Here is a 24,075-nt window from a genome sequence, read left to right as displayed (position 1 = left end):
ACACCCTACACCCCACTTCCCCAGATATTGCATGGGTAAGATGCAAAAAGAAAAAAAACTGCGGCCAAAAAGGTGAGATGGAATACACTAAAAGTATAAGGTTATCAATTTTGCTATTTTTCAAGTTGCATCCTAGGCAACAGAATTGCAATTATCCCTCTAGTTAGAAATTGGACGGTTTGCCCTGTGGTTTCATCACTTCCCAAGCCCAATGACTCTTTAACAACGGTTCCCCAGCGTTGTTCTGGGGCTTATGCCTTGATGGACAGTCTCAAACGTCATGGTGTTAAGCACATCTTCGGTTATCCCGGAGGTGCGATCCTGCCCATCTATGACGAACTCTACCGCTTTGAAGAGCGGGGAGAATTACAACATATTTTAGTGCGCCACGAACAAGCGGCCGCCCATGCCGCCGATGCCTACGCTAGGGCCACCGGCAAAGTGGGGGTCTGTTTCGGTACTTCCGGCCCCGGGGCGACCAATTTGGTGACAGGCATCGCTAACGCACACATGGACTCCATCCCGATGGTAATTATCACCGGTCAGGTGAGTCGGGCGGCCATCGGTTCCGATGCTTTCCAAGAAACCGATATTTATGGGATTACTCTCCCGATTGTTAAACATTCCTATGTGGCTAGAAATGCCAGCGAAGTAGCAAGAATCATCGCTGAGGCCTTCCATATCGCCAGTACAGGACGACCGGGGCCGGTTTTAGTCGATATTCCCAAAGATGTCGGTTTAGAACCCTGCGATTATATCCCCGTCGAACCGGGAGATGTGAAACTAACCGGCTATCGTCCCACGGTTAAGGGCAATCGCCGTCAAATCGAGGCCGCTTTACACCTCTTGGAAACCGCCGAAAAACCTTTACTGTACGTTGGCGGGGGTGCGATCGCCGCGAATGCCCACGCCCAAATTGCCGAGTTTGCCGAGCGTTTTCAGTTACCCGTCACCACCACGTTAATGGGGATCGGTGCTTTTGATGAACATCATCCCCTCTCGGTGGGAATGTTAGGAATGCACGGCACTGCCTACGCTAATTTTGCCGTGACCGGGTGTGATTTATTAATTGCAGTCGGCGCTCGTTTTGATGACCGAGTAACGGGAAAATTGGACGAATTCGCCTCGAAAGCTAAGGTAATCCATGTGGATATAGACCCCGCCGAAGTGGGCAAAAATCGCGCCCCTGACGTGCCGATTGTCGGGGATGTCCGGGTAGTTTTAGAACAAATACTCCAAAAAGCCAGAGAATTTGATTATCCCACTAATCCTGAGCGCACCCAAGCCTGGTTAGCCCAGATCGAGCGCTGGCGCCAAGATTATCCCCTGCAAGTACCTCGACCGGAAGGCAGACTTTCCCCCCAAGAAGTAATCGTTGAGGTGGGCCGTCAAGCACCCCACGCCTACTACACCACCGATGTGGGCCAGCATCAGATGTGGGCGGCCCAATTTCTCAAAAATGGTCCCCGACGTTGGATTTCTAGCGCGGGATTGGGGACAATGGGTTTCGGTTTACCAGCTGCTATGGGGGTAAAGGTGGCCATTGCCGATGAGGAGGTCATCTGTATTAGTGGTGATTCCAGTTTCCAGATGAATCTACAGGAATTAGGCACCCTCACCCAATTTAATATTCATGCCAAGACGATTATTATTAATAATGGTTGGCAGGGTATGGTACGTCAATGGCAAGAAGCTTTCTATGGGGAACGTTATTCTAATTCCAATATGGAAGTGGGAATGCCGGATGTGGAACTGTTAGCCCAAGCTTACGGCATTAAAGGGATTACTATTCGCCATCGAGAGGAATTAGCCGCAAAAATTGCCGAAATGTTGGCCCATGATGGTCCGGTTTTGGTCAATGCGATCGTTACTAGAGACGAAAATTGTTATCCCATGGTTGCCCCCGGTCAAAGTAATGCGCGTATGATTGGTTTACCGAAAATTGTCACCAGAAGTTGTGAAATGCTCAATTGTCCCAGTTGTGGCGCGGTTAACAGTGTGAATAATAAATTCTGTCCTGAATGTGGGGCGAAATTGTAGCCAAACATTGTTAATCAATTATCTAGCCTCCGTTATCCTTAACGGAGGTTTTCCCTTTTTTCTCTACTGTACCTTGTATCTTGAGCGGTGAGCGCATCCTGTAGGGGCGAAGCATTCGGGCAATAACCTATCGCTGAAACCGTAGATTTCCTATCCGAATGCTTCGCCCGTACTTTTTCAGCAGACCCTATTTAAACCCAAATTTTCGATAAAATAACCGAGAATTGCTAGGCATTAAATCCGATTGACTTTCGATCGAATTAACCAATCGCCATCCTCGGCGATCATCTTTTTCCCTTCCCGATCGCCTAACTTTTCTAAGGCCAATAAACTAGCATATTTTAAATCAAAAATCTGACTATTCAAAGACTTATGTAGTAGAGAAATTGAGCGCCGATCACCGATATTTCCTAAAGCGATGGCAGCGGCGGCCCGGGATTTTTGGAATTGGGGCGAAGTATTTTCTAAGGCTTCGATAAATAGATCGTAAGCGGGAGAATATTGCAGCCAACCGAGAATTTTAATAACATGATAATGCGCTCCGTAATCATTATGAGCCTCTTTTTCCCAAGTAGTTAATAAAGCTTCTGGGGCCGCCGTGGCATAATTTTCTAAAAGAGTTTTACTGGCAAGATAACAGCGGCCAAAATCCGTGTGATAGAGTTCACCGATGGTAAAATCAATTGTCGGTGGTTGATCGTACTCGTGAACTAAATCAAGACTTTCGGGATGGTCATAAATAACGCTATCTAGATAGGGTTCCACCTCGGCAAAAGTTAGACCTTTTTCCTTACCCACCTCCGCTAATAAACGAATTCCCCGCAGACGAAAAGCGATCGAAACTGGACAGCGAGAGATTTGGGGAATTGCCTGATAGTAACCCGCATCAATTAGGTCTTGAATAGAGCCACGACGGGCGTTAACATTATCATCTTGGAGAAAAGCCACCACTTGCCCCATCTGACCATAATCCCCCGTTAAACGGCAAATAGCGGCAATTGCTGCACTGGCGATCGGTTTATCTGGCCAGTTTGTCAATTTTTCTATGGACGAGACGGCGGGTTGATAATCTAATTTAGCTAAAGTTTGAATAATAGTCCGGTAACTCTGGCCAGGTTTATCTAATAATTGACTAATTTCCTCTAAAATGGCGGTTTCTTGGGTACCGATCTCGCCGATCGCCCAGACAGCATTCTCCACGGTATAAATATCTTCATCGGTTAAACAATTGCGGATAATCGGTAAAGCTTTTGCTGCTTGCAAACGACCTAAACTTTCTAAAGCTTTGCGTCGGGTAATGCGATCATAGAGATCGTCAGAGGGATTTTCTACGGCTGCGATCAAAGCATTAATCGATCGCTCCGTGGGAAAATTAATTAGATGGGCTGCCGCTACATAACGCTCTGTGGGTGCGTTTAACTGTTCGAGTGGGGTTTGTAGGAGAGCGATCGCTTGATCTTCTGTTAACCCAAACATATTAAAAAAACGTTTATCCATCGTGCCTTAAATCAAGTAAAAAGTCAGGGGTAAAAAGGGAGAAATCCTAATTATTTCTAGGGTTTCATTCAATCCGCGAGATTTCCCAGAATCGGTTTCGTTACCAGTTATTACAATTATCGGACTAGGGTAGGAAAATTTGAGAAAATCAGAGACAAACCTTTAACAAAAATCTCAATTAAGCGATCGCCATGACTGACAATCTCAGCAATATTTCCGACCCCGTTACTCCGCAAGACATCGCGGCAGTGATTGAAGAATTTGAGGTCTATCGTCAACGCTTGATCAACGATCTCACCAATGCCGCTCAAAAAGCGAAACTGCCCAAATCAAAGCTTAATGCTCGTTTAGAGCCAGAATTAGCCCAAATTGACGAAACTCTCGCCCATCTGCGCGCCCAACAGGCTGCCCTCAGCAGCAATTAAAAAAATAGCCAGCAGCCGTTGGTCGTCAGCGAGATAAAAGTTATATTGGTCGGAAAAATGGCTAATTAATGGAAAAAACGAGAAATAAAGGCTAATGGCCGATGGCTGACCGCTAATTAACCCAATATTGATGGAAAATTCCTGATTATGAGTGAAGCGATCAAATTATTCCCCCTATCCAGTGCCGAAGTAGATGAATTTTTGGCGATCGCCCGTAAGGAAGTGGCGGAGGGAACCTTCGATGGGAGTGATAGCCAACGTATCCAGCGTCTGGTGGAATGTTTGGGAGATCCCCGGGGAATGGTGCGCTTGGGTTTTGCCGATACTCTCGGTAAAATCGGCCAAGCTGCCACTCCTTTTTTAGTGACAGCACTGCTCAATCATCAGGATCCAGTGGTGCGTCGTGCCAGTGCCAAAACTCTAACACTAATTGCGGATCCGGACAGCGTATCTCCCCTAGTGCAAGCGCTGCTTAACGATGAGGATACGGTGGTTAAAGGTTCCTCCGTGGGTGCTTTGGCGCGTATTGGTGAGGCTGCTGTTCCCCAGTTACTCGATATTCTCGCCTCCAGTGAACATCCCGAAAGCACCAAAGGTCATGCGGCCTGGGCCTTAGCCTTTATTGGCACGGAAGCGAAGGAATATTTATATCGGGAAATTAACTCTGATGTGGAAGCGGTGCGGGCTGCCGTGGTAGGTGCGATCGCTAAAATCGCCCAGGATAGTGGCGAAGCAACAGCCTTGGAATTGTTAATTAATGCCCTTGAGGATACCTCGGAAACGGTGCGTTGTGAAGCGGCGGCAGTATTAGGAAATCTCGCCTATAAACCGGCAGTTTCCCGTTTAATTCCCTTGTTAGAACATCCCGATGGCGAAACGCGCAAATCGGCGGCTTTGTCGTTAATGAAAATTAAGGATACAGAAGCAATAGCAGCCCTAGAAAAGGCCTTAGAAAAAGAAGCGGAAAACTCGATCGCCACCGTGATTAAATTGGCCATATCTCAGTTACAACGGCAAGAGGATGACATGGACACCATTGAAGACCATGGCAAGGACAACCTAAAATCTTTTGGCTAATTTTGCCATGGACTGCACCCTTTGCTTCTAAAATGGGCTATTGCGGCTAGACCCCAATTGGTCAAGCATTTGCCCGTAGACTGAAAAAAGCACGTTATAAAGATTATGGCCAAAGTTCTGGTATCCGATTCGATCGATCCGGTAGGAGTAGAAATTCTGTCACAGGTTGCCCAAGTGGACGTGAAAACAGGACTATCCGCCGAGGAAATCATTCAAATTATCCCCGAATACGACGCACTGATGCTCCGTTCCAGTACGCGCGTCACCAAAGAAATCGTCGAAGCGGGCAGCAAACTGCAAATTATCGGCCGCGCGGGGGTAGGAGTCGATAATATCGATGTTCCCGCGGCCACTCGTCAGGGTATTATTGTCGTTAACTCTCCCGAAGGGAACACGATCGCCGCTGCCGAACACGCCTTGGCCATGATGTTATCCCTCTCCCGTCATATTCCCGATGCCAATCAGTCGGTAAAAGCGAATAAATGGGAAAGAAATCGCTTTATCGGCACAGAAGTTTATAAAAAGAACCTAGGAGTCGTCGGTTTAGGTAAAATTGGCTCCCACGTCGCCGCCGTCGCTAGATCCCTCGGCATGAAAATTCTCGCCTACGACCCCTTTATTTCCAAAGAACGCGCCGATCAACTCGGTTGCACCCTGGTGGATCTAGAACTACTCTTTGCCGAGTCCGATTTTATCACCCTCCACGTCCCGAAAACTCCCGAAACCCAGCATCTCATCGGTCGGGAAACCATCGCTAAGATGAAACCCACGGTCCGCATCATTAACTGTTCCCGCGGCGGCATTATCGACGAGTTGGCTTTAATTGAAGCCCTCGAATCCGGTAGAATCGCCGGGGCAGCCTTGGATGTATTTGAACAGGAACCTTTAGGCGAATCTAGATTAAGAGAATTGTCTAACGTCATCCTCACTCCCCACCTAGGTGCCTCGACTACGGAAGCACAGGTGAATGTGGCTATTGATGTGGCCGAACAAATTCGGGATGTCCTCCTCGGTTTGCCAGCGCGTTCGGCCGTTAATATCCCCGGACTAACTCCCGATGTTATGGAAAAACTGCGCCCTTACCTGCAATTAGCGGAAACTATGGGTAATCTTGTCAGTCAGTTGGCAGGAGGTCGCTGTGACTCGTTAAATGTCCGTTTACAGGGAGAATTGGCCACTAAAGACAGTCAACCTCTGGTGATAGCGGCCATTAAGGGTTTACTTTCCCAAGCCCTCCGGGAACGGGTAAACTATGTTAATGCGGCGATCGAAGCTAAGGAACGCGGTATCCGGGTAATCGAAACCCGGGACGCTTCCACCCGCGACTATTCGGGATCGATTCATTTGGAAGCTAATGGTTCTATGGGGACCCATTCCGTCACCGGAGCGCTGTTAAGTACGGGAGAAATCCGCATTACTGACCTCGATGAGTTCCCCATTAACGTGCCTCCGAGTAATCATATGCTCTTCACCCTTCACCAAGATATGCCAGGTATTATCGGCAAAATTGGCGCACTTTTAGGCAGTTTTAACGTCAATATCGCCAGTATGCAGGTAGGACGCAAAATTATTCGCGGTGATGCTGTTATGGCCCTGAGTCTCGATGATCCTCTACCGGAAGGTCTTCTCTCGGAAATTACTAAAGTCCCCGGTATCCGCGATGCTTACACGGTAAAACTCTAGATTAAATCAGTTATCAGTAAACAGTAATCAGTAAACAGTAATCAGTGAAAGGAAAGCTCTGCACTTGCCACTTAATACTGTTGACTGAAAACCCAAATCTGATAACTGATAACTGATAACAAAGGCCGAATCTCAGACCTAATTGGTTAAGCTAAAAGCTTTGATGTGCTTAGTTTCTAACCTTCTTTTTAGGTAGGAGAATTGTCAGATTCTGTCTTTTGCCTCTTGCCTGTTGCCTCTTGCCTTCAGAAGCTGATAACTGATATATGTCTAATAGTTGGTGGGAAATTACGGTTTTGTGCGAACCTAGTCTCGAAGAAACGGTTTTCTGGAGACTGGAAGATTTTGGCTGTTCGGGAACGGCCACGGCTAAAAAACAATCCTCTTTAGAGGTTAAAGCCTATATACCGGAAATTAAAGCGCAATTGCCTGATTTAGAGGCACTAAGCCTCTGGTTAAAGCAGGATGCTTTGATTTTAGGTTTTTCTGAACCTGTCAGCTATTGGCAGTTAATGGACGAGGAAGACTGGGCCAGCAGTTGGAAACAACATTGGCAGATCAGCGAGATCGGCGATCGCTTTTTGATCTGTCCTGCTTGGTTAAATCCCCCGGAAAATAACCAGAGATTAGTGATTAAAATTGACCCCGGCTCCGCTTTCGGCACGGGAACGCATCCCACCACCCAATTATGTCTAGAATCCCTAGAAATGCGTTTAAGTAGCCATCCAGAGAATAAAATTATCGCCGATATCGGTTGTGGTTCCGGCATACTGGCGATCGGGGCGATTTTATTAGGGGCCAAAAAAGTTTATGCTGTGGATACAGATCCGCTGGCGGTGAGTGCGACGTATAGTAATCGCCATCTCAACCAGATTAACCCCGAAAATTTAGCTGTTAATCAGGGTAGTGTCGAGGAGTTATTAGAATTAATTCCCGATGGTGTCGATGGCATCGTTTGTAATATTTTAGCCGAGACAATTATCGCTTTAATGCCGGAAATCACCCGTCTGGCAAAACCCACCACTTGGGGAATTTTAAGCGGCATTCTTGTCACCCAAGCACAGGCAGTTACAGATATTTTAGAACCCCAAGGCTGGACAGTAGCTGCCCTGTGGAAACGTCAAGAATGGTGTTGTCTGCAAATTCGTCGCACTGTGGATTAGTAGGTTCTTCGTTACTTGGTATGGTTTGATAGGGGGGCATAAATCGACTAAATCCTTTAAATCCTTATCTGGCAAGAGATTTAATCCATTAGTTCGCTCTAGATCAAAAATAATGACAAAAATCGCCAAATGCCTTTCTATACAAGGGTTCCATCCCCTATAACCCCCGTCTATTGCATAACACAAACCGAAGAGCCAAATTAGCTTACTGCTACTCAGTGCCTTCGGCATCCCACTAATAATTTTTGATCATTAATTCTCTACCAGATGCCGCCGCTCCTTGTTTATAATTATTCATGCCATACTGAAGATTCCACTCGATAATATGGGCAAAATCAAAGAGTTTTCTTATCTCTGGACAATCATCGTAGGTAATTAACCATTTAGCCTGACATTGACGCATATTATCGGCAAAACGTTGATGATCGAAGCTGGTATGTAAATTACCTCTCACACCGTACAAACGGGATTTTGTGGCACTATAGTAGGGGGGATCGAGAAAGATAAAAACTTCTTTTCCCTCAGCAAATAATAATTCTTCGTAGTCTTGGTTAGTAATTTTTACCGATGCTAATAACGGCGCAATTTGGGTTAATCTGGCAATTGATGAATCAGTAAATCTACTGGTAAAAGCTGCTTGAGAATAACCTCCCGAATCCACTGTTCCCGAAAAAGTAATCCGATTTAAGATAAAAAAACGCACCGCTTTTTCAAAATCGGTTAACTTTAAATCTTCCCTTGTCAAATCTTGAAATAATTCTCGTCCGCTATCATATTTCTGTTTAATTTCTGTTATTTTTGCTACCAATAACTCAATATTTTCTTGAGCGCATTGCCAGAAACAATATAAATCATAATTTAAGTCATTAATCCAATAGGTTTTTATTTGTTGTCCAAAGAGTTGCTTAACAGCAAAAAATACAGAACCCCCACCAAAAAAAGGTTCTCGATATTCCCTAATATTCACAGGAATTTGCGGCAGAATTTGCTTAATTGCCCGGGATTTCCCCCCCGGATAACGCAAGGGACTTTTAATTTTTGACATTTTATACTAAATCCGTTTATTAAAGACTGATTATCTATTCCCCCTTTCGCCTCTTGCATGAGTGCCTGTCCTGATATGTAGCCTATACTCATAAGAATTCCGTTTAATTCCACATTTATGACTCGTATCCTAAGGTTAGCAAAACCACTTCTTCCAATTGGGCAATTATTTCGGGACTCAGTTGTCCCAGTGTGCGGATCAAACGAGTTTTATCCAGCACTCTCATCTGAAAACATAGGGCAACAGAATCTTGGCCGAGTCCACCATTACCCTGTTCTATCAGTAAGCATATAGGCAAAGCAGCGCGACGTTGGTTGGTGGTGAGCGGAATAGCAATGATCGTAGTTGAGAACTGGGAAACAAGGTCATTCTGGAAAATGATGACGGGACGAATGCCCGCTTGTTCAGAACCTTGAGTTGGATTGAGGTCGGCTAACCAGACTTCACCCCGTTTCAGAGGATTAGTCATCATTGGTCTTCTTGATGGAGTATTACTGCATAGTCATTCATACCTTCTTCAGCAAAGGCGCGATCTTGATCAGCAAACTCTGCAAACAGATCGGCCAGTTGCATTGGATCGAGAACAGCCTGATGACGCTGACTGCGAAACTTTAAGAAGGCAATAAAATCAGCCACTTGCTGAAGCTGATTATCAGTCAGTCGATCCAAGTCTTGCTTAAGAGCTTCAGCACTTACTGGCATAGGAAGAAAAAACATTCCGACTTCCCCATTATAAGAGATCCTGGCCAACAGCCGTCTTCAACAAAACCCCATGAGTCCCTGAGCGCGTAGGGGGGTAAGGAGGACGTTCAGACGTTCGGATCTTATCAATTACTACTGTCTGATTCACCCGCGCTGCTAGGCCCATTACCACCTGAAGTCGCCACTATTATTGAAGTTGCAATGATACTAATTGTCTGCCACTCGCTGCTTGTCTTTTCTGCCAATCAGCAAATAGGGCCTTGAAATCATAATTAAAAGATTTGGCTTGTTCTTCTCGTATTCTGTGTAATTCTTCAAGAATTTCATCTTCCCACATAAATTTACTCTCCCATCAATTCATATTAGTCCTCGTACTTCTCCCCAGACTTCTACTTACTTTGTCTAGCTTGACTAACTTTTAGCCAGGCAAAGATTTGTTGTGGAGTCAGTGTCAACTGAACCCCTGCAATTACCTTAAGTTGGTCATCCCCTCTGCAAACTTCCGGCTCTTGTTGGGGAGTAAACATTAAAACAGAATAATCATCTGGATCAAGCATCCATCCTAATTTACTGCCATGTTTTAAACAATGTAGAATGTTGTCAATTACACGGTTTACCTGTTGATCCAGTGAAAGAATTTCGATAGTCCAATCAGGTGCTTCCCTAAAGTCGTCCTCTGGTTCACCTGCTTGATTGAGGTTAATTCGATTCCATGCAATTACTGCCACATCAGGAACGATCGAACGCTCGCCGAAGGTACATCGCAACTCAGGTAAGGCTGTATAATCAGCAGTATGGCTGTCAACCGCAGCTAAAAGACGTTTTTGCAGGATAGAGTGTCGAGTCTTAGGCATGGGTTTCTGAATTGCGACTCCATGCAAGTATTCCCATGCTGGAGAATCCTCCAAATATGGCAATTTGAGGAAATCTTCAAGGGTGAGACTCTCAGTCAAGGAAGTCGTCATCGGTTCAAGCAAAGGTTTTTTTGTGACTTTATTATAAATGAACTTTATCTGGGTTGCTTACCGACGATTCAGGTATATTTGAGGAGAATTTGCCCTCTCAATCAAATCGGTCGATTTCTTAACTATTCTAACTGACTGGTATCACTAGAAATACCCACGGGGATCACAAAATTGGCCAATTGTCAATAGCTTTTCAGATGCTCTCACCTTGGTTATGGCGCTTCCCACTCTTTCTTTTCTAGACACTCTGCAATTCGATATGTGTTTGCAATTCCTCCTATTTTTCCATGAGATCCTAATATTGGTAAATGGCCATATGGAGCATTCAGAGAAAAGTTAGGATCTTTTCCTTTTTTCCATCCCACTGCACTGCGAAACCTATGGTAAGCCTCTGAATTCTCATCAGTTAAATAGGGTTCACCGCCTTCACTTTTCCATATTTTTTGCTGAGTATCAAAGCCAAATCTGCCTTGACTTGCTTTTGACCACAAATCTTCAATAATCAACAAATCTTTGCAAGGAAATTCTTTCATAGTTTTTGTATCTATAAATCCTTCTCCTTCTCTATTGACCGTTTGCAACATTAGTCTTAGAGTCTCTCTATTAGCGTCCTCCCACCTATTTTCTTTAAGCAGTTTACGAAGACATGAATAATAAGCATCTCTGTTTGACGAAAATCCCTCCATAGGTTTACAAGTTACAAAGTGGCGATCATAGAAAAAATAGACAAAACCCATAATTGTAGCCAAAGCTGATAGAAAAGCTACAATTTCGATAGTAGTATGAATACCTAACTTTTTCCCAGACATACAGTCTCTCAGCTAGTCAAACGGTTGAACTCACCCGCCTTGTCAAAGTCTAGCACAAAGTCTGGTGCAGTGATATGTCAGACAGTCGGCAGCCGGTCATAGGCTTCTGGCTCAATATCGGGAACTTTTGTTAAGATTGCCTCATACTTTTCTCGACTTCCCTTTTTGGACTTTTCTATTAGGTAATTTTCTGTCATCAACGCTGAAAGTTTCTCAGCGATCGCAGTAGAGATAAATTGATCGATCGAAATTCCATCACGAGCCGCTAGATCATCTAAACTTTTCTGTAATGAGTCGGGAATTTGAACTTGGATGGTACTCATGGTAACTTACCTATTAATCGTAGGAAACCTGAAGGCTCAAAGCGTAGGTTTCATTTTTAACATAGCCACCTTTACTCGATCGATAAATTACGATCAAACCAATTAGATTAACCATCTACTTAACTGTTGGTTTGCGGAATTTGGAAGGAGAAGGAAAATATTCTACCCGTTCATTTTTAAGAGCTTGTGCCATGAAATCGCGCCAAATGGGAGCGGCAAAACCGCCACCGGTGATACCTTTACCTAAAGTGCGGTTTTGGTCATCTCCAATCCACACTGCGGTGGCTAATTGGGGAACATAACCAACAAACCAGACATTTTTCTCGTTATCGGTAGTACCAGTTTTTCCCGCTGCCGGACGACCGATTTGGGCCGAGGTTGCTGTTCCCCCTTGAATAACTCCCTGTAAGACAGAGTTAAGGGAAGCGGTAGCCCAGGGGTCTAAAACTAGCTTCGGTTTGGGTGTATTATCGAGCATGACGTTACCGCGACTATCAGTAACACGCATGATAAAGGTAGGCTCGGAATGCCAGCCATTACTGGCAAAAGTAGCGTAAGCTCCCGCCATTTCCAGAGGAGTCACATCCACGGACCCCAAAGGTAAAGAGGTGACGGCAATTAAAGGACTCTCGAAACCCAGCAGACGACAGACTTCAATGACTTTATTGATCCCGACGCGACGACCGAGAACAACTGCGGGAATATTCAGAGACTGCACCAGAGCGCTACGCAGGGAAACCGGACCAGAAAAGCCGCCACCGTAGTTTTTTGGGCTATAGAAGCCGCCGGCCTCGCGAAAACGGACAGGAGCATCATTAATCACCGTTTCGGGGGTAAAACGACCACTGGCGAAGGCAGTATAATAGACGAAAGGTTTAAAAGCTGACCCCGGTTGACGACGGGATTGGATGGCCCGGTTTAATTGACTTTTATTGTAATCAACACCACCGACGAGCGCCTTGACGAAATGGGTGCGGGGATCCACTGCGACTAGAGCAATTTGTAGGTCTTTGGTGCGAATACCGCGACCACGCAAGCTATTATAGGCCTTTTGAATGGTGGACTCGGCCATGTTTTGAAAGTCGAGATCGATCGTGGTTTGAATCCGCATTCCCCCTTTAGTTAGGGTTTCCTTGCCAAATTTTTGCCGCAATTCTGCCACCACTGCATCGGTAACGTAGGGTAATTTACTTTCTTGCCAAGCGGTGGGTTTACCCAGTTTCAGCGGTTCCTTTAAAGCGGCCTCTTCCTGTGCGGGGGTAATCCAACCCAAGGTACGCATCCGACTGAGAACCAGTGCCTGTCTTTCCTTGGCGGTTTGATAATTATTAAAAGGACTATAAACTTCTGGCGCTTGGATTAATCCAGCCATCATCGCCGATTCTGCTAAATTTAACTCGGAGGCGGGTTTATTAAAATAACTTTTAGCAGCGGTTTGCACTCCGTAATTATTATGACCCCAATAGATATTATTGAGGTACATTTCCAGAATGTCATTTTTGCTAAAAACCTGTTCCACTCGTACTGCCAGGACTGCCTCGGCTAATTTACGGCTAACGGTGCGCTGATGGGAAAGAAAGATATTTTTGACTAACTGCATGGTGATGGTAGATGCACCTTCCACCACACCGCCACTTTTCCAGTTAGCCACTACTGCCCGGCCGATACTATTAGGATTAATACCACGATGGTGATAAAAATGGCTATCTTCGATCGCCATCACTGCGCGTTTCAGATTGGGAGAAATTTGATCGAGTTCCACCACTTCCCGATTCGCTTCTCCGTGTAAGCTGGTCAGGAGTCTGCCTTTAACATCGTAGATATAACTGGTTTCTGTGGGAACGTAACCGCGTAAAATCCTCACATCCGGTAGATTGCGGTAACTAATCGCTAATCCTACCACAGCCCCCGTCACCACGGCCGTGGATACCATCAACAGGCCGAGAACAGTTCCCCCTGCGACTCTGGAGACTCCTTGTAAAAAGCTATCCGAGTCACTACTAGGTTTCTGCTCTTTGTCTTGATTGCCGAGGGTACTGGTGGACACGATGGTTACAATTTCCTTTTTCCAAGAGGGGACTGATCGATCGAACTGGCTTGAAAGTCTATTCTAAAGGTTTTGTTAAAAAATCGAATACTAGCTTACAGCAATTATGGCCGATCTGGCTCTAGATTCGATCGGTCATGACAGCAGGATTAGGGACAAAATAGGGTATCGCGGGTATTTCTGCCAGTTACTGGGTTAGTTCCCGTGGCTCTCTCACAAAGATATTTTTCCACATCGGAGCGAATAATTGCATCGGTAAAATCGGCCCCGTCGATGATTGCACCTTTGATCAAAATGTTAGTGGCGAAAGCTCCTTCGAGAACGGCATTGGTAAAGTTGGCTCTGGTTAAACGGGCCGATTCTAAATCCACATTTCTCATATTGGCATCGCTAAAGTCGGCCCCCTCCAAGTTGGCCGAAAAAAAGCGCACTCCTTCTAGATTGGCATGACTGAAGTTACTACCGCGCAGATTAGAGTGATCGAAGGTGGAATCGCGCAAATCCTGCCCCGCAAAGTCATTATCGGTCAAATTACGGTTATTATAACTTAGCGCCTGGGCCGGAGCCAAGTAGTATAATAATACTAATATACTAGCAAACAAGGTTAGTAGAGTTCTGCGAGAAAATTGCGCCATATTGCCACCTGATCAATCAACCTTTTCTATAATAAGCTGTACTGGATTTAAACCGCATATCGGGAATTTTAGTACAAATGCTCGAACTAGCCGCCCCCCTATAGTTTCTAAACAGGATTTATACCAAATCCGTTTTTAATAGTGTGATTAACTCCCAAGTTATGAATTGTTTCTCCCCGCTCCGCTCTCCCCACCTCCCCCCGCAACCCGCACGAAGTGGTCTTCCCTCTACCTAATTCATAATTCATAATTCATAATTCCCACTCCCCTATAGCTTCTACACAGGATTTATGATCATTACCCTGCACTCGTTGACAATTATCCCCAGATTTACCAAGGGCGATCGATCTGCTAGATTTTTGATGTTGGATATCTTAGATAGATATGGCTGGTCATAGTAAATGGGCAAATATTAAACGACAAAAAGCCCGGGTTGATGCCAAAAAAGGGCAAACTTTCACCCAGTTATCCCGGGCCATTATCGTGGCTACGCGTAACGGTGTTCCCGATCCGGCGGGCAATTTTCAGCTACGCACGGCGATCGAAAAAGCCAAGGCGGCCGGTATTCCTAATGACAATATCGAAAGAGCGATCGCTAAAGGGGCAGGAACTTGGGAAAATGACTCAGCTTTTGAGGAAATTCGCTACGAGGGTTATGGTCCCGGGGGTGTGGCGATCCTGATCGAAGCACTGACCGATAATCGCAATCGCACGGCGGCGGATCTGCGGGTGGCTTTTAGCAAAAATGGCGGTAATTTAGGTGAAACGGGCTGTGTGGGCTGGATGTTTGACCATAAGGGGGTAATTCGCCTTGAGGGAACTATTGATGAGGATCAGCTTTTAGAAGCTTCCCTAGAGGGCCAGGCCCAATCCTACGAGTTTTTTGACAGTGAGGAGGAAGGTGAAGGGGCAGAAGTGTTTACTGAGGTGTCTAACCTGGAGAGATTGAATAAGGTTCTGCAAGCAGCGGTATTTAAGGTCAAAGAAGCAGAATTACGCTGGATTCCCACTAATACCCTAGAAGTAAGCGATCGAGACCAGGCCCGTTTTTTATTGAAGTTAATCGACACCCTAGAATCCCTAGATGATGTGCAATCGGTGACAGCTAATTTTGATTTAGTCGAGGAATTGATGTTGCTGGATCTGTGATCCTAAATTCCTAGGCAGTGATCACTGATCAGATTTGAGTTTTCAGTGAGCGGTATGAAGTGAGAGTAAGTAGTTGGACAATCTTGATTACTGATCACTGTTTACTGATTACTGATTCTAGGCCTGATCAAGAAATAATCTGTCCCCAAAATCCTGTAAAAATTCGGGTTCCGTCTTTGAGAATATGAATTTCCACTTGATCCGATGCCCAATTAATCTGATCTTCCAGAGCGGGATTGAGGACGTGAATCCGTTGATTGCTAGAAGAAACGGGAGAATCGGGGGAATGAATAGCCAGGGATTCCACATAGGCCCCATCCACCAAAATATCTAACTGGGCTAATAATTCTTGGGAGTGGGGCGGTGCTTGGGTTGAGCGCAATTGTTCGATCGTAAATCCCGTGAAGGACATCACATTTAAGCCTTTTTCCTTAACATATTTAGCTAATTCTGTCAAGGCTTTTGCTTGCCAAAAAGGTTCACCTCCGGAGAAAGTTAGGCCACTATTGCGGGGATTAGCCAAAATTTTGGCAGCTAGAGACTCAACGGTAATTAATTGATTGATCTCAAAGGACCAGGAAGCTGGATTAAAACAACCCCGGCACTCGCGAGAACAACCCTGTACCCAGACCACGGCCCGACAACCGGGACCGTTAACGGCGGATTCATCCACATAGCCCATGATATTGAGATGATGGGCGGGAATTGGCGCTAATTCGGCAGCAATAGTCAGACTCATCGCTTACAATCCTCGATCGATTCCTATCTTTTTCATGTTAGGGAAAAAACGACAAAAATCGATCGCTCTTGCCATGATTTTTAACCTTTGACACACATCACCTGCTTGAGAGTGGCGACAATTTCCACTAGATCAGCCTGTTGATTCATCACCTGTTGGATCGGTTTATAAGCTCCCGGAATCTCATCAATAACGCCCTCATCCTTGCGGCATTCAACCCCTTCGGTTTGGGCGATTAAATCATCAAGAGTAAAGATTTTTTTAGCCAGATTTCTCGACATCAAGCGCCCGGCCCCGTGGGAACAGGAACAGAAGCTATTATGTTCTCCCTTGCCTTTAACAATATAAGATTGCGCTCCCATGGAACCGGGGATAATACCATAATCGGTTTCTCTAGCGCGGACTGCTCCTTTGCGGGTGACATAAACCTCCTCGCCAAAATGAATTTCTTTTTCAGCATAATTGTGATGACAATTAACTACTAAGAGGGGTTTAGTTGGTTTGCCTCCCGCTAGATGTTTTTCAACAATGCGTTTAAATCTAGCCATCATAATTTCCCGATTATAACGGGCATATTCCTGGGCCCATTGTAGGTCATGCCAGTAGGCGGCAAATTCTTCTGTACCGGCGACAAAGTAGGCCAGATCGAGGTCGGGTAATTTACCTTCTGCTAGTTTGGCTAACTCTTTGGCCGTATCAATATGACATTGGGCCAGTTGATTACCAATACCTCTAGAACCGGAATGGAGCATTAACCAAACTTGATTGTCTGTATCTAAACAAATTTCGATAAAGTGATTGCCACCCCCCAGAGAACCCATTTGTTTAAGGGCTTTTTTCTCTAGGTTTTGTACGCCTCGATGAATCTGTTTAAATTCCGCCCATTTTGGCCATTTAGTTACTTCCCGATCCACTTCTTTATTTTCCGCAAAACCGACGGGAATATTCGCCTCCACATCGAGGCGAATTTTTTTAAGTTTTCCCTGCAATTGTTCACCAGTAAAAGGCATTTTTAGGGCAGCCATGCCGCAACCGATATCCACTCCGACGGCGGCGGGAATTACGGCATCTTTGGTGGCAATCACCGAACCGACTAAAGCACCTTTACCCAAGTGAACATCGGGCATTAAAGAAATGTGTTTATAAACAAAAGGGAGGGAAGCGACATTTTTGGCCATTTGGGTCTCTTGGGGTCCCAATTCATGGCCTGCCCAAGATAAAATCGGTGTCGGTGTGGAAAGTTGCAGAGTTTCGTAAGTCATATTTTTTATGAAATAATCAGATAAAAAGCGGGTACAACCAAGGCAATAAGGCAATGGAGATTCTGCGATAAATTTAGATAAATTGTTATCGGCGATCGTATTTTAGCACCAGAGGATAAGCTGTTGACTATCTAAATTACTCCCTCAGACTGCCTCCCAGGAGAATTGTTGACTTTCACCGGAGGTTTACCGACTACTGCAATACTACCAAAAAGGTTCGGATACCTACACTATCGAGAAAGCGGGGTTATTTTGCACTATAGAGATAACGAAGGAACTGATAGGGGTGGGTATCGCCTAAAAACCGAGTACAGTTCCGATTCTAGAAGTCACTATAGTTGTATCGGAGCAGCACAAAGATTATGGGAAAAGTAGTTGGAATTGACTTAGGGACGACTAACTCCTGCGTTGCGGTTATGGAAGGGGGTAAACCCACCGTTATCGCCAACGCTGAAGGGTTTAGAACCACGCCCTCAGTCGTCGCCTACGCCAAAAGTGGCGATCGCCTAGTAGGACAAATCGCCAAACGTCAAGCGGTAATGAACCCGCAAAATACCTTTTATTCCGTCAAACGCTTTATCGGCCGGAAATTCAACGAAGTTACCAACGAAGCCACAGAAGTATCCTACAAAACTCTCCAAGACGGCAACGGCAACGTTAAATTAGACAGTCCCGCCCAGGGCAAACAATTTGCCCCCGAAGAAATTTCCGCCCAGGTACTGCGGAAACTGGTGGAAGATGCTAGTAAATACCTAGGCGAAACCGTTACCCAAGCAGTCATCACTGTACCCGCTTATTTTAATGACTCCCAACGTCAAGCCACCAAAGATGCCGGGAGAATTGCTGGGGTTGAAGTTCTCCGCATTATCAACGAACCCACTGCCGCCTCTCTTGCCTACGGATTAGACAAAAAAGCTAACGAAACCATTCTCGTTTTTGACTTGGGTGGGGGAACCTTTGACGTATCGGTTCTAGAAGTGGGTGATGGTGTCTTTGAAGTTCTTGCTACCTCTGGAGATACTCATCTCGGTGGTGATGACTTCGATAAAAAAATCGTTGATTACTTAGCCGGAGAATTCAAAAAAGTTGAAGGAATAGATCTCCGTCAAGATAAACAGGCCCTGCAACGTCTCACGGAAGCGGCAGAAAAAGCCAAAATTGAGCTTTCTAGCGTTACCCAAGCAGAAATTAACCTGCCCTTCATCACCGCTACCGCCGAAGGGCCAAAACACCTAGATACCACGTTAACCAGAGCTAAATTTGAGGAAATTTGCGCCGATTTAATTGATCGCTGTCGGATTCCCGTCGAAAATGCCATCCGTGATGCCAAAATCGATAAATCTGCCCTCGATGAAGTGGTTCTCGTCGGTGGTTCAACCCGGATTCCTGCCGTTCAAGAATTAGTTAAAAAAGTCCTGGGCAAAGATCCCAACCAAAGCGTTAACCCCGATGAAGTGGTAGCCGTCGGTGCTGCCATTCAAGGTGGTGTTCTCGCCGGTGAAGTCAAAGATATTCTTCTGCTTGATGTTTCGCCCCTGTCTTTGGGTGTGGAAACCCTCGGCGGTGTGATGACGCGGATTATTACCCGCAACACCACTATTCCCACCAAAAAATCGGAAGTTTTCTCCACAGCAGTGGATGGACAAACTAACGTGGAAATCCACGTCCTGCAAGGGGAACGGGAAATGGCCAAAGATAACAAGAGTTTGGGAACTTTCCGACTCGATGGCATCCCTCCCGCTCCTCGTGGTGTGCCTCAAATCGAAGTGGTTTTCGACATCGATGCTAACGGTATTCTCAATGTCACCGCTAAGGATAAAGGTACAGGAAAAGAACAATCGATCAGCATCACCGGCGCTTCTACCCTGCCCCAAAATGAAGTGGAACGCATGGTTAATGAGGCAGAATCGAACGCCTCGGTGGATAAGGAACGTCGTGAACGCATTGAACGCAAAAATCAAGCTGATTCCCTGGTTTATCAAGCTGAGAAGCAGTTGGAAGAGTTAGGCGATAAGGTTCCTCCATCTGAGAAAAATAAAGCCCAAGGGTTGATTAAAGACCTGAAAGAAGCGATCGCTCAAGACGATGATGGTAAGATCAAAACCATCCTACCGGAATTACAACAAGCCCTCTATGCGATCGGTAGCAGTATGTATCAGCAAGGAGCCCCCAGCAATCCCCCCGGTGGCAATGATGGCAATGGCCCCTCTGGTGGTGCCGGTGGTGGCGATGATGTCATCGATGCCGAATTCTCCGACGCTAAATAAAAATTAAGTTCCTAGCTTCGGGAAGGACACAATTTACTTTGTGTCCTTTTTTCATTGCGGCTTTCTTACAGATAAGGTTGTTATACTAAATCCGTTGAGTATAGGCTACTTATGAGGAGAGGCACTCATGCAAGAGGCACTCATGCAAAACGGAGAATAAATAATCAGTTTTTAAGAAGCTGATTTATTGTTAATGAAAATTAGGACTAAACCTAAGTAGAGCATCTTGGAGAACTAAGATTAAGAAAATGGAAATTTACCAATTTAGCCAACGCCAGACAATTATTATGGCTATTCTAGTCCTCTATCTCGGTAAGTATTTAACCAAAAATATCAAATTTCTGCAAGACTATAACATTCCTGATGCCGTTGCTGGTGGTGTCTTAGCTTCCTTATTTTTCGGTCTATTTTTTGCTGTTTTTAAATGGCAAATCGAATTTACCCTTAATGTTCGGGATGCCCTGTTAATCGTTTTTTTTACTACTATCGGGCTGTCCTCAAAACTAAAAACCCTGCTGCAAGGGGGTAAACCCTTGCTAATTTTATTAATAACCGCCGTGGTTTATCTCATTCTACAAAATTTAGCTGGGTTAGGAGTGGCAAAAGTGATGGGATTAGATTTACCCATCGGTTTGATTGCTGGTTCCGTTTCTTTGAGTGGGGGTCACGGGACTGCCATTGCTTGGGCTTCTATTTTTCGTGATAATTATGGCATCGCCAAAGCATCAGAAATCGGTGTAGCTAGTGCTACTTTTGGGCTAGTTTTAGGGGGAATTATTGGCGGACCGGTGGCTAAATGGTTAATTACTAGAAATCGACTGCGAGCCAATAATCAAGACCAAGATTTAACGGTGGGAATTAAACAAAGCCAGAGGAATGTCAATATCGATTACAATACAATGCTCCATTCAATCTTAGTGATTGGTTTAACTATCGGTTTAGGTAATCAGATTAACTACTGGGTAACTCCCCTTGGGTTAAAATTACCGGATTTTGTCCCCTGTTTATTGGCAGGAATTATCCTGACTAATACCGTACCTTTGGTGTTGAAACGCTTTCCTTGGCCCGCTAATACGCCCTCTTTAGCCTTAATTTCTGATGTTAGTCTCGGTTTATTCCTATCTATGTCCTTGATGAGTTTACAATTATGGACATTGATCGATTTGGCCGGACCGATTGCTATCCTGTTATTAGTGCAGTTCTCACTCAGTATTATTTATACTGTTTTACTGGTCTTTCCCGTAATGGGAAAAAACTATCATGCTTCAGTAGTTTGCGCCGGTTATTTGGGTTTAACTCTAGGGGCAACTCCCACAGCGATCGCCAATATGACAGCGGTAACGGAAAATTTTGGGGCTTCTCCCCAAGCATTTATTATTGTTCCTTTGGTGGGGGCATTTTTTATTGATTTGTCTAATGCTTTTATCATCCAGCAATTTTTGAATTTTCTGACTTAAAAATTTTTATCGATCAAGTAATTATTGAGGAAAGTTGACTAATCTTTTCCGTCAAGATTGGCAAAAGCTTGCAGTAAAATCGGAATAATACGGCCAGGGTAAGAGCATCTCAATTAGGCTTGACAAAAGGCTTTCAGCACAGCCATCATATAGTTATTAAGCTAAGACGCATTTAAAGCACTTATTCTTAAGATTAGCCGAATCTCCCCCAATCCCTTTACTGTTGCCTCTTGCCTCTTGCCTCTTGCCTCGTCTCAACAAGCAATTTAAATGCTTAACAGCTTATCCATGGCCGCCCGTTTACTTTTTTGTGCTAGACTACGTCGGTAAGTCGATTCTTGGTTAAGAGCGTTAAGTGCTCGTCTCAAGAATGCTCCCATAAGGAAACGGGGTTAACATTAGCTAGGTTGTATTTTTATTGGTTTATGGTACACAAGTAATTCCTAATCCTGCCATTTGACGAATATGATCATCAAAAGCGAATACCTCGAATATTTGCAAGCGATGAGCCATAACTAAAATAGAACAATCTGTGTAACTCCATTTTTTATCATTGTATTTACAGAAAGCCTCCCATGTTGCCAGATCGTCACTATCTGATAGATTAATATAATGATGATCTTCTCTTAGTATTTGACCTACTTGAATTGAGGCTTTACTGGAAACCTTACTCCGGATCCAAGTAACCGTTTCATCAAATACTGATTCTAGAATAATCCAACTATTATGAGGATTTTCTAGGCAATAATTTTGAGCGGTTTCGTGATGAGTTTCAGATTTAATAAAAAAAGCAATTAAAGCAGAAGTATCGACAATAATTTCTTTAGTCACAAATCTTAATAGAGAGTTTCATCAATGTTTTCAGCGTAGTTAGTAACAACTTGACCATGATTATCTTGTCCGATAATATATTTAGGTTCAGGTTGGTTAATTTCTAAACTTCCGCAAAGTTCCCAAGTGCGAGTTTTAGTAATATCTGGTAATTTAGTTTGAATATAATTTTCCAAGGCTTTGATGACAATCTCTTGAACCGAGGATTTTTGTTCTTGTAAACGAGATATTAATTCATCAGGAATTTCGAGCAATATTTGAGTCATTGATAAACCTTAGAGATTAACGTTGTTTTACTAAAATTCTAGCCTGCTTTTTAATTATAACAAAGAGACGCAAACTCCGTCGCTTACGTCCCCAATTAACCCTAAATCAAAGTTTACCGCTTGAATAACCGAGAAATCACCCGTTTTAAGCTATATCCTCCTGCAAGCAAAAGTAATCCAACCACGTTATCGCTTTCGGGGACAGACTGCGGTGGTGGGGGAGGGTTAGCTGGGGAAAATTGGAACTGTACTTCACCATTATAATAATTATAGTAAGCTATTGGTGTAGTATAGCGATCATCGCCCGAAAAACCTTTGGAGCAGTTATAACTTATAGGTGTACCTTTACATAAATATTTTGCTTGTTGCCAAAGATAATACTTTTGATTAGTAGAATCAAAAAATAAATTCCAATTAAAAAGAATATATCTTTCACTATTCAGAGAGGTAAAAACAATTCCGTTATAGGTTAGCGGTAGTAAATTATCATAATATTTGAGGTAATAATTTTTATTAATGCTTGGAGTTCCCATCTCAGGAATCAAGCCAGGTGGAGGCACTTGAAACATACTATCTCCCCACGCATCTATCCCTGTAATCCCCGTAACAAGACATTGACTTGTAAAATTGTTACAATCGTTAGTTGTAAAAGTTCCCGCATAAAATCTGTTACCAATTCCAATTGTAAAATTCCATAACTGGGAAGCCGAAGCAGGATTAGAATTAACAAGAAGCATTCCAGCAGTTGCAAGGGTAACTCCAGAAATCAAGCCTAAAACGTTACTGATTTTCTTACACAGTTTTATCAATTTATTGAAAACCGCACCACCACTACCTCGGTTCGCATAATTTCGACTAAAAACCGAATCAACAGCAGTTTCTGTTCCGGCAAATCCCCCATAAATCCCGACATTATTTTTTAGGGTAAAACTCGCGGTTCTGTCAGTTCCCGTAGTGGGTTTATACGTCCCCGCAGTCACCCAAATCTCATCACTAGATTGTGCAGCGGTTAGCGCACTTACTAAACTGCCATAAGCATTATTCCAAGCGGAACCATTACCTGTCGCACCAGACTTAACGTAGATGATAGCCATGATATACCTCGTGTGAAAAAGATGGTACAGAGTCAATAGGGAATCCACCCGAACCTTAGTTCGAGTTAGATAAAGTTGATAAGTAAGCGAATAGTGGAGAAAACTGCCTCTAAAGACACCAAAACCATTAATCAAGCTTGGATGTCAGAAAATTTAGCACTGGTTAGGGATAATGCTTAGATTGTAGAGGCGAATAATTATAAGTCCCGTTTATTTTTTTTTTTATTCATCAGCAGAGCTTATTAAATAACCCATGCAGAGAGAAAATATCTGGTACAATGGCACTCCTACAAGGATTTACCTAGGGATAAGCCGATTTATGTTGCTAAGGTTATATTTTGATAAACTTTTGTCAAGTCAGTTAGAGTAGGGAGATGACTACAGCCTTGTCATCGGAGTCAGCCATGGGAATTTGGCCGCTATTATTGATGGTAAAGGCGGAGATACCATCGCCATCGAGGTTAGGATTACCTGCGGTGATATTGTAGGTTCAGGGGTTATTATCGGCATCGGTGGCGTTAATTGTGCCGACGACTGTACCGTTAGGACTGGTTTTAGAAATGCTAAACACAGCATCATTAACCAGTAAAATAATTGGC

Annotated in this window: 23 protein-coding genes; 8 read left to right on the top strand and 15 right to left on the bottom strand. The window is 44.3% G+C overall.

All coding sequences use genetic code 11. The annotated features are described in order from the left end of the window. The first annotated feature begins 186 nt into the window (after positions 1-186). Positions 187-2,040, top strand: coding sequence for a biosynthetic-type acetolactate synthase large subunit (gene ilvB / locus MICAI_RS12930; RefSeq protein WP_008202620.1), 1,854 nt, complete (start codon positions 187-189; stop codon positions 2,038-2,040). A 234-nt stretch (positions 2,041-2,274) separates the two neighbouring features. Here ilvB and MICAI_RS12925 read toward each other — a convergent pair whose 3' ends face one another. Next, entirely contained in the window at positions 2,275-3,537 is a 1,263-nt protein-coding gene (locus MICAI_RS12925) for a HEAT repeat domain-containing protein (protein WP_008202618.1), read from the bottom strand. 191 nt (positions 3,538-3,728) lie between these two features. Between MICAI_RS12925 and MICAI_RS12920 the strand changes: the two genes are divergently transcribed. The 4 genes from MICAI_RS12920 to prmA all read left to right on the top strand — a co-directional run bounded on the left by MICAI_RS12920 (position 3,729) and on the right by prmA (position 7,885). Further along, positions 3,729-3,962 (top strand): hypothetical protein, encoded by a 234-nt coding sequence (locus tag MICAI_RS12920; protein ID WP_008202616.1) that lies wholly within the window; start codon positions 3,729-3,731, stop codon positions 3,960-3,962. A gap of 147 nt (positions 3,963-4,109) precedes the next feature. Further along, complete coding sequence (locus tag MICAI_RS12915; protein WP_008202614.1) at positions 4,110-5,039, top strand: HEAT repeat domain-containing protein; 930 nt, start codon at positions 4,110-4,112, stop codon at positions 5,037-5,039. A 105-nt stretch (positions 5,040-5,144) separates the two neighbouring features. Beyond that, complete coding sequence (gene serA / locus MICAI_RS12910; RefSeq protein WP_002804127.1) at positions 5,145-6,722, top strand: phosphoglycerate dehydrogenase; 1,578 nt, start codon at positions 5,145-5,147, stop codon at positions 6,720-6,722. Between the two features lie 266 nt (positions 6,723-6,988). Next, positions 6,989-7,885: a 50S ribosomal protein L11 methyltransferase gene (prmA, locus tag MICAI_RS12905; protein ID WP_008202611.1), complete on the top strand. Its 897-nt coding sequence runs from the start codon at positions 6,989-6,991 to the stop codon at positions 7,883-7,885. Positions 7,886-8,120: 235 nt separating this feature from the next. Here prmA and MICAI_RS12900 read toward each other — a convergent pair whose 3' ends face one another. From MICAI_RS12900 to MICAI_RS12865, 9 genes are all read right to left on the bottom strand, one after another. Then, a complete protein-coding gene (locus MICAI_RS12900; protein ID WP_008202609.1) occupies positions 8,121-8,930 on the bottom strand; it encodes a DNA adenine methylase in 810 nt (269 codons plus the stop codon). Between the two features lie 115 nt (positions 8,931-9,045). Beyond that, complete coding sequence (locus MICAI_RS12895; RefSeq protein WP_002760242.1) at positions 9,046-9,402, bottom strand: type II toxin-antitoxin system PemK/MazF family toxin; 357 nt, start codon at positions 9,400-9,402, stop codon at positions 9,046-9,048. Next, complete coding sequence (locus MICAI_RS12890; RefSeq protein ID WP_008202603.1) at positions 9,399-9,647, bottom strand: hypothetical protein; 249 nt, start codon at positions 9,645-9,647, stop codon at positions 9,399-9,401. Before MICAI_RS12890 ends, MICAI_RS12895 begins: the two co-directional genes overlap by 4 nt. A gap of 172 nt (positions 9,648-9,819) precedes the next feature. After that, entirely contained in the window at positions 9,820-9,969 is a 150-nt protein-coding gene (locus MICAI_RS26455) for a hypothetical protein (RefSeq protein WP_002787242.1), read from the bottom strand. Positions 9,970-10,021: 52 nt separating this feature from the next. After that, entirely contained in the window at positions 10,022-10,597 is a 576-nt protein-coding gene (locus MICAI_RS12885; protein ID WP_008202596.1) for a Uma2 family endonuclease, read from the bottom strand. Positions 10,598-10,809: 212 nt separating this feature from the next. Continuing rightward, positions 10,810-11,406, bottom strand: a complete 597-nt coding sequence (locus tag MICAI_RS12880) for a GUN4 domain-containing protein (protein WP_002746508.1) — start codon at positions 11,404-11,406, stop codon at positions 10,810-10,812. A gap of 77 nt (positions 11,407-11,483) precedes the next feature. Further along, positions 11,484-11,729 (bottom strand): hypothetical protein, encoded by a 246-nt coding sequence (locus MICAI_RS12875; RefSeq protein WP_008202593.1) that lies wholly within the window; start codon positions 11,727-11,729, stop codon positions 11,484-11,486. Between the two features lie 115 nt (positions 11,730-11,844). Continuing rightward, positions 11,845-13,776, bottom strand: coding sequence for a transglycosylase domain-containing protein (locus tag MICAI_RS12870; RefSeq protein WP_008202590.1), 1,932 nt, complete (start codon positions 13,774-13,776; stop codon positions 11,845-11,847). A gap of 149 nt (positions 13,777-13,925) precedes the next feature. After that, positions 13,926-14,411, bottom strand: a complete 486-nt coding sequence (locus MICAI_RS12865; protein WP_008202589.1) for a pentapeptide repeat-containing protein — start codon at positions 14,409-14,411, stop codon at positions 13,926-13,928. 384 nt (positions 14,412-14,795) lie between these two features. On the opposite strand from MICAI_RS12865, the gene MICAI_RS12860 reads away from it, so the two are divergent. Further along, positions 14,796-15,560, top strand: coding sequence for a YebC/PmpR family DNA-binding transcriptional regulator (locus MICAI_RS12860; RefSeq protein ID WP_008202587.1), 765 nt, complete (start codon positions 14,796-14,798; stop codon positions 15,558-15,560). A gap of 127 nt (positions 15,561-15,687) precedes the next feature. On the opposite strand, the gene MICAI_RS12855 is transcribed toward MICAI_RS12860, so the two are convergent. Together MICAI_RS12855 and MICAI_RS12850 are read right to left on the bottom strand one after the other, a co-directional pair. After that, positions 15,688-16,299, bottom strand: a complete 612-nt coding sequence (locus MICAI_RS12855; protein WP_008202585.1) for a 4Fe-4S single cluster domain-containing protein — start codon at positions 16,297-16,299, stop codon at positions 15,688-15,690. 80 nt (positions 16,300-16,379) lie between these two features. After that, entirely contained in the window at positions 16,380-17,561 is a 1,182-nt protein-coding gene (locus MICAI_RS12850; protein ID WP_008202583.1) for an RtcB family protein, read from the bottom strand. Positions 17,562-17,923: 362 nt separating this feature from the next. Here MICAI_RS12850 and dnaK point away from each other — a divergent pair, with 362 nt between their 5' ends. Further along, positions 17,924-19,828, top strand: coding sequence for a molecular chaperone DnaK (dnaK, locus tag MICAI_RS12845; protein ID WP_008202581.1), 1,905 nt, complete (start codon positions 17,924-17,926; stop codon positions 19,826-19,828). 248 nt (positions 19,829-20,076) lie between these two features. After that, complete coding sequence (gene gltS, locus MICAI_RS12840; RefSeq protein ID WP_008202579.1) at positions 20,077-21,285, top strand: sodium/glutamate symporter; 1,209 nt, start codon at positions 20,077-20,079, stop codon at positions 21,283-21,285. Positions 21,286-21,708: 423 nt separating this feature from the next. Here gltS and MICAI_RS12835 read toward each other — a convergent pair whose 3' ends face one another. From MICAI_RS12835 to MICAI_RS27100, 3 genes are all read right to left on the bottom strand, one after another. Beyond that, a complete protein-coding gene (locus tag MICAI_RS12835) occupies positions 21,709-22,116 on the bottom strand; it encodes a type II toxin-antitoxin system VapC family toxin (RefSeq protein ID WP_008202577.1) in 408 nt (135 codons plus the stop codon). A 5-nt stretch (positions 22,117-22,121) separates the two neighbouring features. After that, positions 22,122-22,382, bottom strand: a complete 261-nt coding sequence (locus MICAI_RS12830; protein WP_008202575.1) for a hypothetical protein — start codon at positions 22,380-22,382, stop codon at positions 22,122-22,124. Between the two features lie 113 nt (positions 22,383-22,495). Next, positions 22,496-23,476, bottom strand: coding sequence for a hypothetical protein (locus tag MICAI_RS27100; protein ID WP_008202573.1), 981 nt, complete (start codon positions 23,474-23,476; stop codon positions 22,496-22,498). Positions 23,477-24,075 lie beyond the last annotated feature (599 nt).

The sequence above is a fragment of the Microcystis sp. T1-4 genome (assembly GCF_000297435.1).
Lineage (GTDB): Bacteria > Cyanobacteriota > Cyanobacteriia > Cyanobacteriales > Microcystaceae > Microcystis.
The sequence above is the reverse complement of the archived record's forward strand: the minus strand, read 5'-3'. Positions and strand labels throughout refer to the sequence as shown.

Bases quoted from the DNA above. Each gene is read 5' to 3' on its own strand.
- MICAI_RS12925 (WP_008202618.1), bottom strand. From the start codon at position 3,537: ATGGATAAACGTTTTTTTAATATGTTTGGGTTAACAGAAGATCAAGCG.
- MICAI_RS12920 (WP_008202616.1), top strand. From the start codon at position 3,729: ATGACTGACAATCTCAGCAATATTTCCGACCCCGTTACTCCGCAAGAC.
- MICAI_RS12915 (WP_008202614.1), top strand. From the start codon at position 4,110: ATGAGTGAAGCGATCAAATTATTCCCCCTATCCAGTGCCGAAGTAGAT.
- serA (WP_002804127.1), top strand. From the start codon at position 5,145: ATGGCCAAAGTTCTGGTATCCGATTCGATCGATCCGGTAGGAGTAGAA.
- prmA (WP_008202611.1), top strand. From the start codon at position 6,989: ATGTCTAATAGTTGGTGGGAAATTACGGTTTTGTGCGAACCTAGTCTC.
- MICAI_RS12900 (WP_008202609.1), bottom strand. From the start codon at position 8,930: ATGTCAAAAATTAAAAGTCCCTTGCGTTATCCGGGGGGGAAATCCCGG.
- MICAI_RS12895 (WP_002760242.1), bottom strand. From the start codon at position 9,402: ATGATGACTAATCCTCTGAAACGGGGTGAAGTCTGGTTAGCCGACCTC.
- MICAI_RS12890 (WP_008202603.1), bottom strand. From the start codon at position 9,647: ATGTTTTTTCTTCCTATGCCAGTAAGTGCTGAAGCTCTTAAGCAAGAC.
- MICAI_RS26455 (WP_002787242.1), bottom strand. From the start codon at position 9,969: ATGTGGGAAGATGAAATTCTTGAAGAATTACACAGAATACGAGAAGAA.
- MICAI_RS12885 (WP_008202596.1), bottom strand. From the start codon at position 10,597: ATGACGACTTCCTTGACTGAGAGTCTCACCCTTGAAGATTTCCTCAAA.
- MICAI_RS12880 (WP_002746508.1), bottom strand. From the start codon at position 11,406: ATGTCTGGGAAAAAGTTAGGTATTCATACTACTATCGAAATTGTAGCT.
- MICAI_RS12875 (WP_008202593.1), bottom strand. From the start codon at position 11,729: ATGAGTACCATCCAAGTTCAAATTCCCGACTCATTACAGAAAAGTTTA.
- MICAI_RS12865 (WP_008202589.1), bottom strand. From the start codon at position 14,411: ATGGCGCAATTTTCTCGCAGAACTCTACTAACCTTGTTTGCTAGTATA.
- MICAI_RS12860 (WP_008202587.1), top strand. From the start codon at position 14,796: ATGGCTGGTCATAGTAAATGGGCAAATATTAAACGACAAAAAGCCCGG.
- MICAI_RS12855 (WP_008202585.1), bottom strand. From the start codon at position 16,299: ATGAGTCTGACTATTGCTGCCGAATTAGCGCCAATTCCCGCCCATCAT.
- MICAI_RS12850 (WP_008202583.1), bottom strand. From the start codon at position 17,561: ATGACTTACGAAACTCTGCAACTTTCCACACCGACACCGATTTTATCT.
- dnaK (WP_008202581.1), top strand. From the start codon at position 17,924: ATGGGAAAAGTAGTTGGAATTGACTTAGGGACGACTAACTCCTGCGTT.
- gltS (WP_008202579.1), top strand. From the start codon at position 20,077: ATGGAAATTTACCAATTTAGCCAACGCCAGACAATTATTATGGCTATT.
- MICAI_RS12830 (WP_008202575.1), bottom strand. From the start codon at position 22,382: ATGACTCAAATATTGCTCGAAATTCCTGATGAATTAATATCTCGTTTA.
- MICAI_RS27100 (WP_008202573.1), bottom strand. From the start codon at position 23,476: ATGGCTATCATCTACGTTAAGTCTGGTGCGACAGGTAATGGTTCCGCT.